14 protein-coding genes are annotated in these 18,037 nt (G+C 61.8%); 12 read left to right on the top strand and 2 right to left on the bottom strand.

The annotated features are described in order from the left end of the window. The first annotated feature begins 22 nt into the window (after positions 1-22). The 10 genes from bcoG to ACR9ZQ_RS31985 all read left to right on the top strand — a co-directional run bounded on the left by bcoG (position 23) and on the right by ACR9ZQ_RS31985 (position 13,766). Positions 23-925 (top strand): 3-dehydrocarnitine:acetyl-CoA trimethylamine transferase BcoG, encoded by a 903-nt coding sequence (gene bcoG, locus ACR9ZQ_RS32030; protein ID WP_481429656.1) that lies wholly within the window; start codon positions 23-25, stop codon positions 923-925. Positions 926-932: 7 nt separating this feature from the next. Further along, a complete protein-coding gene (locus ACR9ZQ_RS32025; protein WP_481429655.1) occupies positions 933-2,423 on the top strand; it encodes a carnitine 3-dehydrogenase in 1,491 nt (496 codons plus the stop codon). Positions 2,424-2,433: 10 nt separating this feature from the next. Continuing rightward, positions 2,434-3,594, top strand: a complete 1,161-nt coding sequence (locus ACR9ZQ_RS32020) for an acyl-CoA dehydrogenase family protein (protein WP_481430957.1) — start codon at positions 2,434-2,436, stop codon at positions 3,592-3,594. 3 nt (positions 3,595-3,597) lie between these two features. Then, positions 3,598-5,652, top strand: a complete 2,055-nt coding sequence (locus ACR9ZQ_RS32015; RefSeq protein ID WP_481429654.1) for an acetate--CoA ligase family protein — start codon at positions 3,598-3,600, stop codon at positions 5,650-5,652. Positions 5,653-5,658: 6 nt separating this feature from the next. Beyond that, positions 5,659-6,441: a carnitinyl-CoA dehydratase gene (locus ACR9ZQ_RS32010; protein WP_481429653.1), complete on the top strand. Its 783-nt coding sequence runs from the start codon at positions 5,659-5,661 to the stop codon at positions 6,439-6,441. 121 nt (positions 6,442-6,562) lie between these two features. Further along, positions 6,563-8,152, top strand: a complete 1,590-nt coding sequence (locus ACR9ZQ_RS32005) for an ABC transporter substrate-binding protein (RefSeq protein ID WP_481429652.1) — start codon at positions 6,563-6,565, stop codon at positions 8,150-8,152. Positions 8,153-8,249: 97 nt separating this feature from the next. Beyond that, positions 8,250-9,257: an ABC transporter permease gene (locus ACR9ZQ_RS32000; protein WP_113325141.1), complete on the top strand. Its 1,008-nt coding sequence runs from the start codon at positions 8,250-8,252 to the stop codon at positions 9,255-9,257. Next, complete coding sequence (locus ACR9ZQ_RS31995) at positions 9,254-10,081, top strand: ABC transporter permease (protein WP_113325142.1); 828 nt, start codon at positions 9,254-9,256, stop codon at positions 10,079-10,081. Before ACR9ZQ_RS32000 ends, ACR9ZQ_RS31995 begins: the two co-directional genes overlap by 4 nt. Next, positions 10,074-11,705: an ABC transporter ATP-binding protein gene (locus ACR9ZQ_RS31990; protein ID WP_481429651.1), complete on the top strand. Its 1,632-nt coding sequence runs from the start codon at positions 10,074-10,076 to the stop codon at positions 11,703-11,705. The genes ACR9ZQ_RS31995 and ACR9ZQ_RS31990 overlap by 8 nt, the downstream gene beginning before the upstream one ends. Positions 11,706-11,762: 57 nt before the next feature. Further along, positions 11,763-13,766: a CocE/NonD family hydrolase gene (locus ACR9ZQ_RS31985; protein ID WP_481429650.1), complete on the top strand. Its 2,004-nt coding sequence runs from the start codon at positions 11,763-11,765 to the stop codon at positions 13,764-13,766. A gap of 3 nt (positions 13,767-13,769) precedes the next feature. Here the strand turns inward: ACR9ZQ_RS31985 and ACR9ZQ_RS31980 are convergent, their stop codons facing one another. Then, positions 13,770-14,684, bottom strand: coding sequence for an alpha/beta hydrolase (locus tag ACR9ZQ_RS31980; protein WP_113325556.1), 915 nt, complete (start codon positions 14,682-14,684; stop codon positions 13,770-13,772). Here ACR9ZQ_RS31980 and ACR9ZQ_RS31975 point away from each other — a divergent pair. After that, entirely contained in the window at positions 14,683-14,895 is a 213-nt protein-coding gene (locus ACR9ZQ_RS31975) for a hypothetical protein (protein ID WP_481429649.1), read from the top strand. The two genes, ACR9ZQ_RS31980 and ACR9ZQ_RS31975, sit on opposite strands and share 2 nt — an antisense overlap. A 196-nt stretch (positions 14,896-15,091) precedes the next feature. After that, the gene (gene betC, locus ACR9ZQ_RS31970; protein WP_481429648.1) at positions 15,092-16,606 is read left to right on the top strand and encodes a choline-sulfatase; all 1,515 of its coding nucleotides are present in this window, start codon (positions 15,092-15,094) and stop codon (positions 16,604-16,606) included. 169 nt (positions 16,607-16,775) lie between these two features. On the opposite strand, the gene ACR9ZQ_RS31965 is transcribed toward betC, so the two are convergent. After that, positions 16,776-18,026, bottom strand: coding sequence for a Zn-dependent hydrolase (locus ACR9ZQ_RS31965; protein ID WP_481429647.1), 1,251 nt, complete (start codon positions 18,024-18,026; stop codon positions 16,776-16,778). Positions 18,027-18,037: the final 11 nt, after the last annotated feature.

Raw genomic sequence — 18,037 nt, 5'->3', positions numbered from 1 at the left:
AAGACGAGGGAGAACAACAAACATGCCTCTTGCGATGAACCGCGATGTTTTCATCACCTGCGCCGTCACCGGTGCCGGTGATACGGTTTCGAAATCCAGCCACGTTCCCATTACTCCCAAGCAGATCGCGGATTCCGCGATCGACGCCGCCAAGGCTGGGGCGGCAGTCGTTCACTGCCATGTCCGCGATCCGGAAACCGGTGCCGCGAGCCGCCGCAACGACCTCTACAGGGAGGTCACCGACCGCATCCGTTCGGCAGACGTCGATGTGGTGCTGAACCTGACGGCCGGCATGGGTGGAGACCTGATTTTCGGCGACGTCGAAAGCCCCCTGCCCTTAAAGGCGAAGGGGACGGACATGGCAGGCGCAACCGAGCGCGTCAGCCATATTGCCGAATGCCTTCCCGAAATCTGCACGCTCGACTGCGGCACGATGAACTTCAATCTCGGCGACTACGTCATGACCAACACGCCCGCCATGCTGCGGGCAATGGCCAAGAAAATGACCGATCTCGGCGTGCGCCCCGAGATCGAAGCCTTCGACACCGGCCATCTGTGGTTTGCAAAGCAGCTCGCCGAAGAGGGCCTGATCGAGGATCCGGTGCTGATCCAGCTCTGCATGGGCATTCCGTGGGGTGCCCCTGACGATCTCAACACCTTCATGGCAATGGTCAACAACGTGCCCGATAGCTGGACCTTCTCGGTCTTTTCGATCGGTCGCAACGCCATGGCCTATCCGGCTGCCGCGGTTCTGGCGGGCGGCAATGTTCGCGTTGGCCTGGAGGATAATCTCTATATCGGCAAGGGCGCTCTCGCCACCAATGCGCAACTTGTCGAAAAGGCGGTGCAGGTGGTCGAAGGCATGGGCGCGCGGATCATCGGTCCTGAGGACGTCCGCAAGAAACTGAAACTGACGAAGCGCTGAGGACGAAATGACAGGGATTACCAAAGCGGCTTGTATCGGCGGCGGCGTCATCGGCGGCGGATGGATTGCACGTTTTCTGCTTGCCGGCATTGATGTCAGCGTCTTCGATCCGCATCCGGAAGCAAGCCGCATCGTCGGCGAGGTCATTGCCAATGCGGAAAAGGCCTATGGGATGCTGACTGGTGCCCCGCTGCCGCCACGCGGCCGGCTCACCTTCGAAAAGTCCCTGCAAGAGGCCGTCTCCGGTGCCGACTGGATCCAGGAAAGCGTGCCGGAACGGCTCGACCTGAAGCGCCGCGTCTTGAGTGAGATCGACGCTGCCGCAGGCCCGGATGCCCTGATCGGCTCATCCACTTCCGGCCTGCTGCCGAGCGACCTGCAGCGTGACATGAAGCATCCCGAGCGTCTCTTCGTCGCCCATCCCTATAATCCCGTCTACCTGCTGCCCCTGGTGGAGATTGTCGGTGGCAAGAAGACCTCGAAAGCCAACATCGAGGCAGCGATGGAACGTCTGATCCCGATCGGCATGAAGGGCGTCCATATCGCCAAGGAGATCGAGGCCTTCGTCGGTGATCGGCTGCTCGAAGCGCTCTGGCGCGAGGCGCTCTGGCTTATCCATGACGATATCTGCACCGTCGAAACGCTCGACGACGTCATCCGCTATTCCTTCGGACTGCGCTGGGCGCAGATGGGCTTGTTCCAGACCTATCGCATCGCCGGCGGCGAGGCCGGCATGCGCCATTTCCTCGCCCAGTTCGGGCCATGCCTTGCCTGGCCCTGGACGAAGCTAACCGACGTCGTCGATCTCGACGACGCGCTGATCGAGAAGATCGGAAAACAATCCGACGAACAGGCTGCCGGCCTTTCAATCCGCGCATTGGAGCGCATCCGCGACGAAAACCTCGTCGGCATCCTGCAGGCGCTGAAGGCCGGCAACGACGGCAAGGGCTGGGGTGCCGGCGAATTGCTGAAGGATTTCGAACGTGCCCTCTGGGCAGCAGGCGGCGGGAAAACCGCTGCTGCCGATCCCACAGAACCCCTGAAGCTCGTCGAGACGAAGGTGAGCCCCGCCTGGGTCGACTATAATGGCCATATGACGGAGCATCGCTACCTGCAGGTCTTTGGCGACACCTCCGACGCGCTCTTGCGCCTGATCGGGGTCGATCTTGCCTATGTCGAGGCCGGGCAGAGCTACTATACGGTCGAGACCCATATCCGCCATCTCGGCGAGGCAAAGCTCGGGCAGACCATCCATTCGACATGCCAGATCCTCGCAGTCGATGAGAAGCGGCTGCACCTCTTCCACACGATCTGCGACACCGAGAGCGGCGCCGTGCTCGCCACTGCCGAGCAGATGCTGCTGCATGTCGATTCTGCGGCCGGCAAGGCGACGCCGGCGCCAGCCGCCGTGCTCGACAAGGCGAATGCTATTGCCGCGGCTCACTCAAAGCTGCCTCTCCCGGAAGGGGCCGGCCGCCATGTCGGCCAGAAACGATAAGGAGATCGTCATGGATTTCGGCCTCAGCGAAGAGCAGGAAATGATCGTCGAGACGGTCCGCGGCTTCGTCGAAACCGAAATCTATCCGCATGAGAACGAAGTCGAGCGCACCGGCATCGTCCCGCCGGATCTCGCCGTTGAGATCCGACGCAAATGCATCGATCTCGGCTTCTACGCCTGCAATTTCCCCGAAGAGGCCGGCGGCGCCGGCCTCGACCATGTCACCTTCACACTGGTCGAGCGCGAACTTGGCCGCGGCTCCATGGCGCTAACAGTCTTTTTCGGCCGTCCCTCAGGCATCCTGATGGCCTGCGAGGGCGAGCAGCGCGAACGTTATTTGCTTCCTGCCGTCCGCGCAGAAAAGATCGACGCGCTGGCGATCACCGAACCGGACGCCGGTTCTGACATGCGCGGCATGAAATGCACCGCTCGCAGCAACGGTGGCGATTTCGTGCTCAATGGGACCAAGCATTTCATTTCGCATGCCGATGCCGCCGATTTCATCATCGTCTTTGCCGCAACCGGCGAGGAGGAAACGCCAAAGGGCCTCAAGAAGAAGATCACCGCATTTCTGGTCGACCGCGGCACGCCGGGCTTCGAAATTCTCAAAGGCTATGATTCTGTCTCCCACCGCGGCTATCACAATTGCACCCTGAGCTTTGCTGACTGCCGTGTTCCGCGCTCCCAGGTGCTCGGCGAACTGCATCGCGGTTTCGAGCTTGCCAATCAATGGCTTTACGGCACGCGGCTGACGGTCGCTGCCACCTGCGTCGGCAGGGCGCGGCGCGTCTTCGACATGGCTTTGTCCTATGCCGCCGAGCGCAAGCAGTTCGGCAGGCCGATCGGCGCCAACCAGGGCGTCTCCTTCAAGCTTGCCGACATGATCACGGAGATCGACGCAGCCGACTGGCTAACGCTTTCGGCGGCATGGCGCCTGGATGCCGGCCTATCCTCCGATCGCGAAATCGCGTCGGCCAAGCTCTACGCCTCTGAAATGCTTGCGCGCGTCACGGATGAGGCGATCCAGATCTATGGCGGCATGGGCCTGATGGATGACCTGCCGCTCGCCCGCTTCTGGCGTGATGCGCGCGTCGAGCGCATCTGGGACGGCACGTCGGAGATCCAGCGCCATATCATCAGCCGCGATCTCCTACGGCCTCTGGGAGCGTAGCCGATGACGTCCCGCCCGCTCGAGCGCCTGTTCAGACCACAAACGATCGCCGTCTTCGGCGGCCGTGAGGCGCGCCGGGTAATTGAACAGTGCGACCGGATGGGGTTTGCGGGCGAGATCTGGCCCGTTCATCCGACGCTCGATGAAGTCCTCGGACGGCGGTGCTTCAGAAACGTTTCCGAACTGCCCTCTCCGCCAGACGCGGCCTTCGTCGGCGTCAACAGGACATTGACCATCGAGATCGTTCGCAGCCTGTCGGCGGCTGGCGCCGGCGGCGCGGTCTGTTATGCTTCGGGCTTCAGCGAGGCCGTGGCGGAACTTGCCGATGGCGCCGACCTGCAACAGGCGCTGATTGCCGCTGCAGGCGACATGCCGATCCTCGGACCGAACTGCTACGGCTTTATCAACGGTCTCGACGGCGCACTGCTCTGGCCCGACCAGCACGGCATGGCGCGTGTCGATCGCGGCGTGGCGATCCTGACCCAATCGTCGAATATAGCGCTCAACCTGACCATGCAGACGCGCGGTCTACCGATCGCCTATGTCGTAACGTCAGGCAACCAGGCGCAAACCTCGCTGTCCGACGTCGCCTGTGGCCTGCTTTCCGACCCGCGCGTGACGGCGCTTGGCCTGCATGTCGAAGGCTTTGGAGATCCAGCCGCGCTCGAATGCCTCGCCGCCACCGCCCGCCTGACGAAAAAGCCTGTTGTCGTGCTGAAAGTCGGCAAGTCTGAACAGGCAAGGCAGGCAACGCTTTCCCATACCGCATCGCTTGCCGGTGGCGATGCCCTGGCCGATGCGGTGCTTACCCGCCTCGGCCTCGGCCGCGTCGGAACGCTGCCAGCGCTGCTTGAAACGCTGAAGCTCCTGCATGTCGCCGGCCCGCTGCCAGACCCTTCGATCTCGTCGATGAGCTGTTCAGGCGGCGAGGCCTCGTTGATGGCGGATGCTGCGGTCGGGCGCGCCGTCACGTTCCGGGACCTCGAACCAAGGCAATTGCCGCGTCTGAGGCGCATCCTCGGCGACATGGTGACGCTCTCCAATCCGCTCGATTACCACACGTTCGTGTGGGGCGATCTCGCGCGCCAGACAGAGGCTTTCACGGCCATGTTCGAGGGTGGCTACGCCCTTAATCTCGTCGTGCTCGATTTTCCCCGCACCGACCGGTGCAGTACAGCCGACTGGGTGACGACGGCGAATGCCGTCATTGCCGCTGCCTCTGCGACAGACGCACTCGCCGGGATCCTGGCGACCCTGCCCGAGACCATGCCGGAGGCCGTCGCCAGCCGCCTGATCGCCGAAGGCGTCGTTCCCTTCTGCGGCATTGATGAAACCCTGATTGCCGCGGAAGTCGCAGCCGGCATCGGCTATGCCTGGCGCAAACCGCCTCCCCTGCCGCTCCTCAATGTGTCGTCCGTTGAAGGCGCAGTCGAAACGCTGACGGAGGCCGATGCCAAGGTAGAACTCAACCTCGCCGGCCTTCGGATACCCAAAGGCCTGATTGCGAGTACGCCCCTTCAGGCGGCAGATTGTGCGGAGCGGATCGGCTTTCCCGTCGTCCTGAAAGCGCTCGGCGTCGCGCACAAGACCGAAGCAGGAGCGGTCGTACTCAACCTGAAGGATGCCAGAGCCGTCTCGGATGCCGCATCAAAGATGGCTGCGACAAGCGGTTTTCTGGTCGAGCAGATGATCGATCGTCCCGTCGCCGAGCTGATCGTCGGCGCCTCCCGCGACCCGGTTTTCGGATTATCGCTGACGCTTGGCGCCGGCGGGATTTTCGTCGAATTGCTGGAGGATTCCGTCATTTTGCCACTGCCAACGACGAGATCGGATATTTCAGAAGCAATTTCACGCCTGAAGATCGCAAAGCTGATCGACGGCTATCGCGGACGCCCGAGAGGCGACCTCGAAGCAACCGTAACGGCTGTCGCACGGGCGGCAGATTATGTCGTAATGAATGCGGCACGGCTGGAGGAACTCGACATTAATCCATTGATGGTTCTTCCCGAAAGTCGCGGCGTTGCCGCAGTCGATGCCCTGATCCGGCGAAGGAGGTAGCATAGGTTGAGCGACCCCATTCGCACCCGACAGGTTGGCGCAGTGCTGGAAGTCATCATCGACCGGCCGAAGGCAAATGCCATCGACCTTGCGACCAGCCGCGCCATGGGACTGGTATTCCGTGACTTCCGCGACGACCCCTCGCTGCGCGTGGCGATCATCTCCGGCGCGGGCGAGAAATTCTTCTGTGCCGGATGGGACCTGAAGGCTGCCGCAGCAGGCGACGCGGTCGACGGCGACTATGGTGTCGGCGGTTTCGGCGGGCTGCAGGAACTGCGCGATCTCAACAAGCCGGTTATCTGTGCTGTGAATGGGATCTGTTGCGGCGGCGGGCTGGAGATCGCGCTCTCCGCCGACCTGATCCTCGCAGCCGAACATGCGACCTTCGCCCTTCCGGAAATCCGCTCCGGCACGGTTGCCGATGCCGCCTCGGTGAAGCTACCGAAGCGCATCCCCTATCATATCGCCATGGACATGCTTTTGACCGGCCGCTGGCTTGACGTCCAGGAGGCGCATCGCTGGGGTTTCGTCAACGAAATCCTGCCAGAGCACAAGCTGATGGAGCGGGCCTGGGATCTTGCCCGTCTGCTCGAAAGCGGACCGCCGCTCGTCTACGCGGCAATCAAGGAAATCGTCCGTGAATCGGAGGGTTCGACCTTTCAGACTGCCATGAACAAAATCACCAAACGGCAGTTTGCGACGGTCGACCGACTTTATTCGAGCGAGGACCAATTGGAAGGCGCACGGGCTTTCGCCGAGAAACGAAGCCCTAACTGGAAAGGACGGTAACAAGGCGGCGGCAACCGCATCATCTTCCCGCAAGCGTGCGGGCACCGCGAACGGAAGAGGAAACCGTTCGGGGATCATGCCCAAAAACCGAAGTCAACGCACCATAAGAAGGAGAAGGGGAATGAACGACTACACGAAATATCTCGCAAGCCGGGTGACCGCCGGTGGCCTCAGCCGCCGCGAATTCCTGGGACGCGCCATGGCAGCCGGCCTGACGCTTGCTGTTGCCGACAAGCTCTTTACCGAAAGTGCCGAGGCCGCCGAACCGAAGCGTGGCGGTCATCTGAAGCTTGGCCTCGAAGGTGGTGCAGCCACCGATTCGAAGGATCCGGCGAAGTTCCTGTCGCAGGTCATGTTCTGCATCGGCCGCTGCTGGGGCGACATGCTGGTCGAATCCGATCCGCTGACGGGTGCTGCCGTGCCGTCGCTTGCCGAATCCTGGGAGCCGTCGAAGGACGCGGCGACCTGGACCTTCAAGATCCGCAAGGGCGTCAAGTTCCACGATGGCAAGGAACTGACCATCGACGACGTCGTTGCGACGCTGAAGCGTCACACCGACGCGAAGTCGGAATCCGGCGCGCTCGGTGTTCTCGGCTCGATCAAGGAGATCAAGGCCGACGGCGGCAATCTCGTGCTGACGCTTTCCGAAGGCAATGCCGACATGCCGCTGCTGCTGTCGGACTACCATCTGGTCATACAGCCGAACGGCGGCGTCGACGACCCTCTGGCCTCGATCGGCACCGGCCCCTACAAGATGACGAGCTTCGAGCCCGGCGTCCGGGCCACCTTCGAAAAGAACAAGGACGATTGGCGCACCGACCGGGGTTATGTCGATTCGATCGAAATCATCGGCATGAACGACGCCACCGCCCGCATCGCGGCACTGTCGTCCGGCCAGGTCCACTACATCAACCGCGTCGATCCGAAGACCGTCAATCTGTTGAAACGCGCTCCGAACGTCGAGATCCTCTCGACCGCCGGCCGCGGCCACTACGTCTTCATCATGCACTGCGATAAGGCGCCGTTCGACAACAACGACCTGCGCCTGGCGCTCAAATACGCCATGGACCGCGAGACCATGGTGGAGAAGATCCTCGGCGGTTACGGCAAGGTCGGCAACGACTTCCCGATCAACAGCACCTATGCGCTTTTCCCCGAGGGCATCGAGCAGCGCGTCTACGATCCCGACAAGGCGGCCTTCCACTACAAGAAATCAGGCCATAGCGGCTCGGTCCTTCTACGCACTTCCGAAGTCGCCTTCCCCGGCGGTGTCGACGCGGCCGTCCTCTATCAGGAAAGCTGCAAGAAGGCCGGCATCGAGATCGAGGTCAAGCGCGAGCCGGGCGACGGTTACTGGACCAACGTTTGGAACGTCCAGCCCTTCTCGACCTCCTATTGGGGCGGCCGTCCGACGCAGGACCAGATGTATTCCACCGCCTATCTCTCGACGGCGGACTGGAACGACACCAAGTTCAAGCGTCCCGACTTCGACAAGCTGTTGCTGCAGGCCCGCTCCGAACTTGATGAAGCCAGGCGCAAGGACATGTATCGCACCATGGCGATGATGGTACGCGACGAGGGCGGCGTGATCCTGCCAATGTTCAACGATTTCGTGAACGCCTCCACCAAGCAGGTGAAGGGTTATGTGCACGACATCGGCAACGACATGTCGAACGGCTACGTCGCAACGCGCGTCTGGCTGGACGCCTGATGGCTAGGGGGCACATGCCCCGCCGATCTTCAACGAAGCCGGGACCGTGGGATGAAAACCCGCGGTCCTCCCGACGTTTTAGCGCGAGGTCCTCGCCATGACCAATCCTGCCTCAAGCAATATCTTGCCCGGCCTCAGGTTCCGGCAGCGTTTTCCGCTGCTTGCCCTCATCCTCGAGCGCTTCGTGCTCAGCCTCGTGCTGCTTTTTGCCGTTTCCATCCTGATCTTCGGCGGCTTGGAAGCCCTGCCCGGCGATTTTGCTACCACCTATCTCGGCCAGTCGGCGACGCCGCAGGCCGTTGCCAATATTCGTCAAGATCTCGGATTGAACCGCCCGGTCACGACGCGTTACGTCGAATGGCTCGGCAACGCCATTCAGGGTGATTTCGGCACCTCCTGGGCCAGCAAGAATTCGGTGAGCGAACAGATCGGCAAACGCCTCGGCAATTCGCTTTTTCTGGCCGGTTTCGCAGCGGTGATATCCGTGCCGCTCGCCATCGGCCTCGGCATGCTGTCGGTGCACTTCCGCAACCGCCTGCCTGACAAGATCATCAACGTCATCTCGCTTGCGGCGATCTCGCTCCCGGAATTCTTCATCGGCTACCTGCTGATCCTGTTCTTCGCGGTGAAGTTCGGCATGGCCACATTTCCGGCGACCGTCTACGACAGCATGGGCTTCGTCGAGCGATTGAAGGCGATCGCGCTGCCGACGGCGACCCTCGTGCTCGTCGTGCTCGCGCACATGATGCGCATGACGCGGGCTGCGATCCTCTCCGTCATGTCCTCGGCCTATATGGAAACCGCTGAGCTGAAGGGCCTTAGCGCCTTCCGCGCGATCGTCAAGCACGCCGCCCCCAATGCGCTCGCGCCGATTATCAACGTCGTCGCATTGAACCTCGCCTATCTCGTCGTCGGCGTCGTCGTTGTCGAAGTCGTCTTCGTCTATCCCGGCATGGGGCAATACATGGTCGATGCAGTCACCGTGCGCGACATGCCGGTGGTGCAGGCCTGTGGCCTTATCTTTGCCGCCGTCTACATCTTCCTCAACATGATGGCCGATATCCTCGCGATCATCGCCAATCCCAGGCTGAGGCATCCAAGATGAGATTGCGAGATATCCCCATCACCGCCTGGATCGGCATGTTTGGCATCGCCGTCGCCTTCATCTTCGCGATCTTCGCACCCTGGATCGCGCCCTATGGCGAGACGCAGGTCGTCGGCGACGTCTGGCAGTTGCCTGATGATCAATATATCTTCGGTCTCGATAATCTCGGCCGCGACATTCTCTCGCGCCTGATCTACGGCGCGCGCACGACGCTGCTCGTCTCATCCGCCGCCACCGTCATCTCCTTCTCGCTCGGCGTCATCCTGAGCTTCACCGCCGCCGTCTCGCGCGGCCTCATTGACACCGTCCTCTCACGCTTCAACGATCTAATGATGTCGATCCCGACGCTGATCTTCGCGCTCGTGGTTCTTGCGGTGCTGCCGCAAAACCTCATCGTTCTGATCCTCGTCATGGCTATCCTCGATTCCACCCGCGTCTATCGTCTCGGCCGCGCCGTCGCACTCGATGTCGCGGTGATGGAATTCGTCGAGGCAGCGAAACTTCGCGGCGAAGGCAAGCTCTGGATCATCTTCCGCGAGATCCTGCCGAACACGCTGTCGCCGCTGCTTGCCGAATTCGGGCTGCGTTTCGCCTTCTCGATCCTGTTCCTCTCGACACTTTCCTTCCTCGGCCTCGGCATTCAACCGCCCGCGGCCGATTGGGGCGGCATGGTCAAGGACAACAAGGACGGCATCATCTTCGGCATCTCCGCAGCGCTGGTGCCGGGCACGGCGATCGCCGTGCTTGCCGTCTGTGTCAACCTCGTCGTCGACTGGCTCTTAAAACGCACATCCAGCCTCAAGGGAGGGCGCGGCGATGCCTGAGCTTCTTTCCGTTCACAATCTGAAGATCGAAGCCACCAGCTATCCGCCGGGCGAACCGCCCAGGCGGGTGACGATCGTCGATGGGGTTTCCTTCGACCTGCAGAAGGGCAAGGTTCTCGGCCTTATCGGGGAATCGGGCGCCGGCAAGTCGACGATCGGCCTTTCCGCACTCGCCTATGGCCGGGGTGGAGCCGAAATCACCGGCGGCGAGGTGCTGCTCGACGGTGCCAACATCCTGGCGCTCAGCAAGAACGGCATCCGTCAAATTCGCGGCGCGCGGGTCTGCTACGTCGCGCAGTCGGCTGCCGCTGCTTTCAATCCTGCGCATCGGCTCGGCGATCAGGTGGTCGAAGCTTCGATCAAACATGGATTGATGAGTAAGGACGAGGCGCGCAAGCGCGCGCTTTATCTGTTCGGCGTTCTCGGCCTGCCCAATCCCGAAAGCTTCGGCGAGCGCTTTCCCCACCAGGTCTCGGGCGGCCAGCTGCAGCGCGCCATGACGGCGATGGCGCTCTGCTCCAACCCCGAACTGATCGTCTTCGACGAACCGACCACGGCACTTGACGTCACCACCCAGATCGACGTCTTGGCAGCGATCAAGCACGCCATCGAGGAGACCCATACCGCGGCTCTCTACATCACCCACGACCTTGCGGTCGTCGCCCAGATCTCCGACGACATCATGGTGCTGCGCCATGGTCGGACGGTGGAATATGGCAGCGTCCGGCAGATCATCGAAGAGCCACGGGAGGATTATACCCGCGCCCTCGTCAATGTACGGCAGAGCTTGCGACAGGAAGCAACCGACCAGTCCGACACTTTATTGAAAGTCGAAAACGTCAGTGCGGAATATTCCAATGGCTTCAAGGTCCTGAACGATGTCAGCCTCCATCTACCGAAGGGACAGACACTAGCGATCGTCGGTGAATCGGGCTCGGGAAAATCGACGCTCGCCCGCGTCATCACCGGGCTCTTGGCGCCCAGCGCCGGGACGATCTCCTTTGCCGGCAAGCCGTTGACCGCCGAGGTCAGGCATCGTTCGCGCGACGATCTGCGCCGTATCCAGCTCATCTATCAGATGGCCGACACGGCGATGAACCCGCGCCAGACCGTGCGCGACGTCATCGGTCGACCGCTGACCTTCTACTACGGCCTCAGGGGAGCTGCGAAGACGGGCCGCGTGAAGGAACTGCTCGACCAGATCGAGATGGGCAACGGCTTCCTGAACCGCTACCCGGCAGAGCTCTCGGGCGGCCAGAAGCAGCGCGTCGCCATCGCCCGCGCGCTTGCGGCCAAGCCGGAACTCATCCTGTGCGACGAGCCGACCTCGGCCCTTGATCCACTGGTTGCAGAAGGCATCCTCAAACTATTGATGCGGCTGCAGGAAGAGGAAAAGCTCTCCTACATCTTCATCACACACGACATCGCCATCGTGCGCGCTATTGCCGATAGCGTCGCAGTCATGCATCGCGGCAGGCTCGTTCGCTTCGGACCGAAATCGAAGGCGCTCTCGCCGCCCTTCGACGACTACACCGACCTGCTCCTGAAATCCGTCCCGGAAATGGAGATCGGCTGGCTGGAAAAAGTGTTGACCACCCGCCGGATGGAGAGTGCCGGAAACTGAACCGTCACGGCCGCCAGTCGCGTTCGGCCGCCTGAAAGATTGCTTCCAAGGAGAACCATGAGCCAACGCTCCTTCACGACGATCGAAAACCAGTGGATCACGCTCAGTGACGGGACGCGCCTTGCCGCACGCATCTGGATGCCCGACGGTGCGGACGCCGATCCGGTGCCGGCCGTCTTCGAATTCCTGCCCTATCGCAAGCGCGATGGAACGAGCCTGCGTGATGAGTCGACCTATCCGGTCTTTGCCGCCGCCGGCATTGCCGGTGTGCGTGTCGACATCCGCGGCTCGGGCGAATCCGAAGGCGTGATCGATGGCGAATATACCGAGCTTGAGCTTGCCAATGCCTGCGAACTGATCGCCTGGATCGCTGCCCAGCCCTGGTCGAATGGCTCGGTCGGCATGATGGGCATTTCCTGGGGCGGGTTCAACAGCCTGCAGGTCGCAGCCCTTCGCCCCCCGGCATTGAAGGCCGTCATCTCGATCGCCTCGACCGTCGACCGCTATAATGACGACATCCATTACAAGAACGGCTGTCACCTTTCCGCACAGCTCTCCTGGGCGGCGACCATGCTCGGCTACCAGTCCCGCCCGCCCGATCCTGCCATCGTCGGTGATCGCTGGAAGGACATGTGGCTGGGGCGGCTGGAAAACGAGCCCTTTTTTATGGAGGAGTGGCTTAGCCACCAGCGACGCGACGCGTTCTGGAAACACGGTTCGATCTGTGAGGATTTCTCAGGCGTGGAGATCCCGGCGCTGGTGATTGCCGGCTGGGCCGACGGCTATCGCAATACGCCGCTGAAGGCGATCGCGGGGCTTGGGGAGGGAGCCAAGGCGCTGATTGGTCCCTGGGTTCACAAATATCCGCATTTCGCCTTTCCAAAGCCGCGCGCCGATTTCCATGGCGAAGCGATCGCCTGGTGGAACCGCTGGCTGCGCGGCGAAGAAAACGGTGCGGAAAATACGCCGCAGCTTCGCGCCTACATCCTCGATGCCGTGCGCCCTGCCCCACGCCGCGATGCCGATCCCGGTTTCTGGGTCGCCATGGACGCATGGCGCGCACCGGCAATGCAATTCTTCCACGTCGGTTCGTCGGGCCGGATCGAGGAAGGTAAGGCCGAGCCGCAGGCATTGGCGCACGAGGTCTATCTGCGCTCGCCGCTCGATACAGGAACAGCATCGGGGGAATATTTCACGCTGAAACCGGATGCCGAAATGGCCATCGACCAGCGCGGGGACGATGCCGGCTCGCTCACATTCGAGACCGCGCCACTTGCCGAAGATCACGACTATCTCGGCCAGCCTGTTGTTACCCTGGCGCTTCGCTGTGAGGAGAGGACCGCAAATCTCTGCGTGCGGCTCGTCGACGTGCATGAGGACGGTACTGCGACACGCGTTTCCTTCGGCGTTCTCAATCTTGCTCATCGTGATAGCAATGCCGAGCCCAAACCCGTGAAGAGCGGAGAGCGGACGTCGGTGCGCCTGCTGCTCGATGCCTGCGGCTACCGCTTTCGCGCCGGCCATCGCATTCGCCTTTCGCTTTCGACGGCCTACTGGCCGATGATCCTGCCGCCGCCGACTGATCCCGGCCTTGTCATCGATACGGCCTCAATCGAACTTGCCCTGCCGATACTTACCGATCATCGCCTCATCGCCGTGAAGGAACCGGACAATCCCGATCCACTGCCGAAATATATCGAGCATGCGCCGGCGGAGACCAAAAGACAGGTCATCAGGGAGCTTTCCGCCAATCGAACAGAATACCGCATTCACGAAGATACCGGCCTTTTCGAGCATCCCGACACCGGGCTCAGCACGCGCCAGGTGCGGGATGAGACATGGTCGATTTCGCCGGATGACCCGCTCTCGATGACGGGGCAATCTACCTGGACCTGCGACATGCAGCGTCCCGGCTGGTCCGTGACGACGGTTGCGACCGCATCGATCGGTTGCACGGCAACGCACTGGATCATCGCCGCCACGGTCATCGCCCATGAAGGCGGAATAAAAATCTTTGAGAAGGATTTTGGCGAGACGGCAATCGCTCGCGATCTGATGTAACCGTCAGCGCGATGCGAAGAGCCGTGCCGCCTCGCATACCGCCTTGAAGCCGGCCCGGGCACCCTCGCTCATATGGCGGGCACGTAGCCACGCATGCACCATCTGCGGTTCCTCGCGGAACCAGACTTCCACGCCGGCCTCCGCAAGCCGGGCAGCGTAGGTGCGCCCGTCGTCTCGCAAGGGATCGAACCGCGCGACCGTGATGAAGGCGGGTGCAAGCCCCTCGACCGAACCCGCATGAAGCGGCGCGGCCACAGGGTGGCGCGACGGAGCCTGCAGGACGTCGCGATAATAGGCGACATCAGCCGTGGTCAGGCCAGGTGCATTTGCCATTTCCACATAGGAACCCTTCTGCAGGTCGCCACCCAACGCCGGATAGACGAGAACCTGACCGGCAACACCGGGTAGCGCCTCCTCCAGCGCCCTGATCGCAAGCCCGGCCGCCAGATTGGCGCCGGCGCTATCGCCGATGATGACGACCTTGCTGCCAACGGACGACAGCAGGTGTTTCAAGATGAGGAAACAATCCTCGCTCTGCGCCGGCCAGCGGTACTCAGGTGCCAGCCGGTAATCGACGGAAACAAGTTCAGCGCCGGCAAAATCGGCGATTTCAGCACAGATCGAGTGATGGCTTTCGAGCGAGCCGACAACGAAGCCGCCGCCGTGAAGATAAAGGAGAACAGTTGATGTCGTGATTGTCCGCGGCCGATACCGGCGGATCGGTATACGCAGCACCATGCCATCGGCATAGACCAGCCCCTGCGGCAGAAGGTGGTCAAACCGCGCGCAGAGTGCATCATACCATTGCCGTTGCTGCTGGATTGATGCTTCGACCGCGTCCGGTGGATAAAAGCCTTCGCAAATCTCCAGAAATTCCAGAATGCCCTCTTCGGTGGGCATCGGTCGGGCGATCGACATGAAGATCCTTCCGCGTGCTCGCAAGATGCTGTCGAGGCGATGGCCAGCCAGCCAATACCGCATCATGCACGCACTCCGCCGCGACGCCTGTCTTGCCGCGACCCTTGGTGTCGCCGGCAAGTCTGTCGCTGGAAAACAGGCCCCGCGCTTGTCCGGAACAACCGATGTCGGCGAGGCGATAGTGCGCAGTCACGCAGTCGGCTATCGTTAATGTGTCAATTGCGACCCACGCCGCCAAGAGGATCACTCATGCGACGACCAGCGCCGCTTCTGAAGAGGATAATGGATCCGATCGGCACTCGCCCCGCCGACAAGACGGTTCCGTCAGGCGTTCGCCAACTGGTGGTGGACACATCCGTAAGCCCTTCCGCCTAATAGCCATCGAACACGAACAGCAGCGACATATCATGGCCCGTCCCAATATTCTCATCATCATGGTCGACCAACTGAACGGCACGCTGTTTCCGGACGGGCCGGCCGACTTCCTGCATGCGCCGCATCTCAAGGCACTCGCGGCACGTTCGATCCGCTTTGCCAATAGCTACACGGCAAGCCCCCTGTGTGCTCCGGCGCGCGCCTCCTTCATGTCGGGCCAGCTGCCGAGCCGGACGCGCGTCTACGACAACGCGGCCGAATTTGCCTCGGATATTCCGACCTATGCGCATCATCTCAGGTCCGCCGGCTATCACACCAGCCTGTCGGGCAAGATGCATTTCGTCGGCCCTGACCAGCTGCACGGCTTCGAGGAGCGCCTGACGACCGATATCTACCCGGCCGATTTCGGCTGGACGCCCGATTACCGCAAGCCTGGAGAGCGGATTGACTGGTGGTATCACAATCTCGGCTCGGTCACCGGCGCGGGGGTCGCCGAGATCACCAATCAGCTCGAATATGACGACGAGGTCGCCTACAATGCCACCCGCAAGCTCTACGACCTGTCACGCCGGCAGGACGAGCGTCCCTGGTGCCTGACCGTCAGTTTCACCCATCCTCACGATCCCTATGTCGCCAGGCGCAAATTCTGGGATCTCTACGAGGACTGCCCGGCCCTTGACCCGACTGTTCCGGCACCGCCTTTCGACGAGATGGATCCGCATTCGCAGCGTCTGCTCGAAGCCTGCGACTATACGGCCTTCGATATTACCGCCGAGCAGATCCGTCGGGCCAGGCGCGGCTATTTCGCCAACATCTCCTATATCGACGAGAAAGTCGGGGAAATCCTCGAGGTGCTGGAGCGGGGGCGGATGCGCGACAATACCGTCATCCTGTTCGTCTCGGACCATGGGGACATGCTCGGCGAGCGCGGCCTATGGTTCAAGATGTGCTTCTTCGACGGGTCTGCGCGCGTGCCGCTGATGATATCGGCACCCGAGTGGAAACCCGCCTTGATCGATCAGCCGGTCTCCACTCTTGACGTCACACCGACGCTCGCATGCCTTGCCGGCCTGGATATTTCGGCGATTGCCAAATGGACGGACGGCGAAGATTTGTCACAGCTGTTGAATGGCGCGAAAGCCCGCGGTCCGGTTTTGATGGAATATGCCGCAGAAGGATCGATCGCACCGCTGGTGGGCATTCGCGCCGGGCGCTTCAAACTGACGGTTTGCGAGAAGGACCCACACCTGCTGTTCGACCTTCAGGCCGATCCCTATGAGCTTGTCAATCTGGCCGCAGATCCGGCCTATGCGAACACATTGGACACGCTTCTCGATCAGGCGAAGTTACGTTGGGACCTTGCAGCTTTCGATGAAGCGGTTCGAGAAAGTCAGGCTCGGCGCTGGGTCGTCTATCCCGCCTTGCGCGAGGGAGCCTACTATCCCTGGGATTATCAACCCCTGCAGAAAGCAGCCGAGCGATATATGCGCAATCATATGGATCTGAACGTGCTGGAGGAAAACCAGCGGTTTCCTCGGGGCGAATGACGCTCAGGCACACCATTGGGCGCCACGTCCGCCGGCCCGACCACCCGCACTTTCTTGATACATCCGCTTGCGGGCTGATCCGCACCTTCCTCAAGCGCGCAACCATCTCCGCTACAGGCCATCTATCAATGCGGCGTTTGTCGCCATCAATCCCGATCCAAAGCCTTGCTCAAACCTCGGCTTCCAGGATTTCGATCGTCGACAGCAGCAGCATGCGCGCGCCCGAGACAACATGATGCGGCGCCGCATATTCGGCTTCATTGTGGCTGAGGCCATCGCGACAAGGCACGAAGATCATTGCCGCGGGCGCGACCCGGTTGACGAACAGCGCATCGTGGAAGGCACCTGACAACATTCTCCTGGTTGCCAGTCCGCCTTTCACCGCGGCCCTGTCCAATGCATCCAGCACCTTTTGAGGAAAGTTGGCCGGCGGCATATTGAAGGTCTGCCTGAGCGCAACCTGGCAACGTTCTGCTTGGGCTCGTTCACCAAAGACTTGCTCGATGGTCGCACTCAGCCGCTCCATCTCTGATGGATCCGGGTGACGGATGTCGATGGTGCATCGCGCCGTCTGCGGGATGGCGTTGATGGCACCGGGTTCTACGGCGATACGTCCGACGGTAAATCGGGCACGATCGTCCTGAGGCATGATACTGGCGTAGAGTCCGTCGAGGGCCGCGATCATCGCGCGAAGCGGATCTCGTCGATAGTTGAGTGCGGTGGTCCCAGCATGGGCGGTCTGGCCCGAGACTGTCACTTCCAGCCACCGCGTCCCCTGAATGCCGGTGACGATACCGATAGGGATATCCTCTTTCTCCAGAGAAGGTCCCTGCTCTATATGCACTTCGAGATACGCGTAAGCAGGAAAGCCGAGAGCGCGCATCGCGGCCTGCGGAAGACTGGCAACGGTTGCTCTCAGCTCGTCGTCAAACCATACGCCATCGGTTGCGATGAGGTCGGACCACGCAAGCGGAATTTCGCCTGCGGAGAAGGCTGACGACCCCATGCAGCCGGGTGCGAAGCGGCATCCCTCCTCGTTGGTCCAGGCAACCACCTCGATCGGCCTTCCGGTTTCAACGCCCGCATCCTCAAGACTTTCCAGGACCTCGAAGGCCGACAGCGTTCCGAGCGCACCATCAAAGCGGCCTCCAGACGGCTGGCTATCGAGGTGGCTGCCGATCAGGAGCGGCGTCGCCGCCTCGTCCCTGCCCGGGCGGCGGATGAAGAGATTGGCGGCGGGATCCTGGAACACGCCGAAACCGCGCGCCTCTGCTAACTCTGCCAGCAGCAGCCGGGCCTTTCGATCCAGCTCCGTCAAAGCCTGGCGATTGACGCCGCCGCCCGCGGTCGCGCCGATCTCGGCAAACCGATCCAGGCGTTCCTGCAGACGTGCTTCATTGATAACGGGATTGCCAGTCATTGCGCGGGCTC

This window comes from Rhizobium sp. KNZ14-9A, assembly GCF_056755015.1.
Note: the sequence above shows the minus strand (reverse complement) of the source record. Positions and strands in the feature narration are given on the sequence as shown.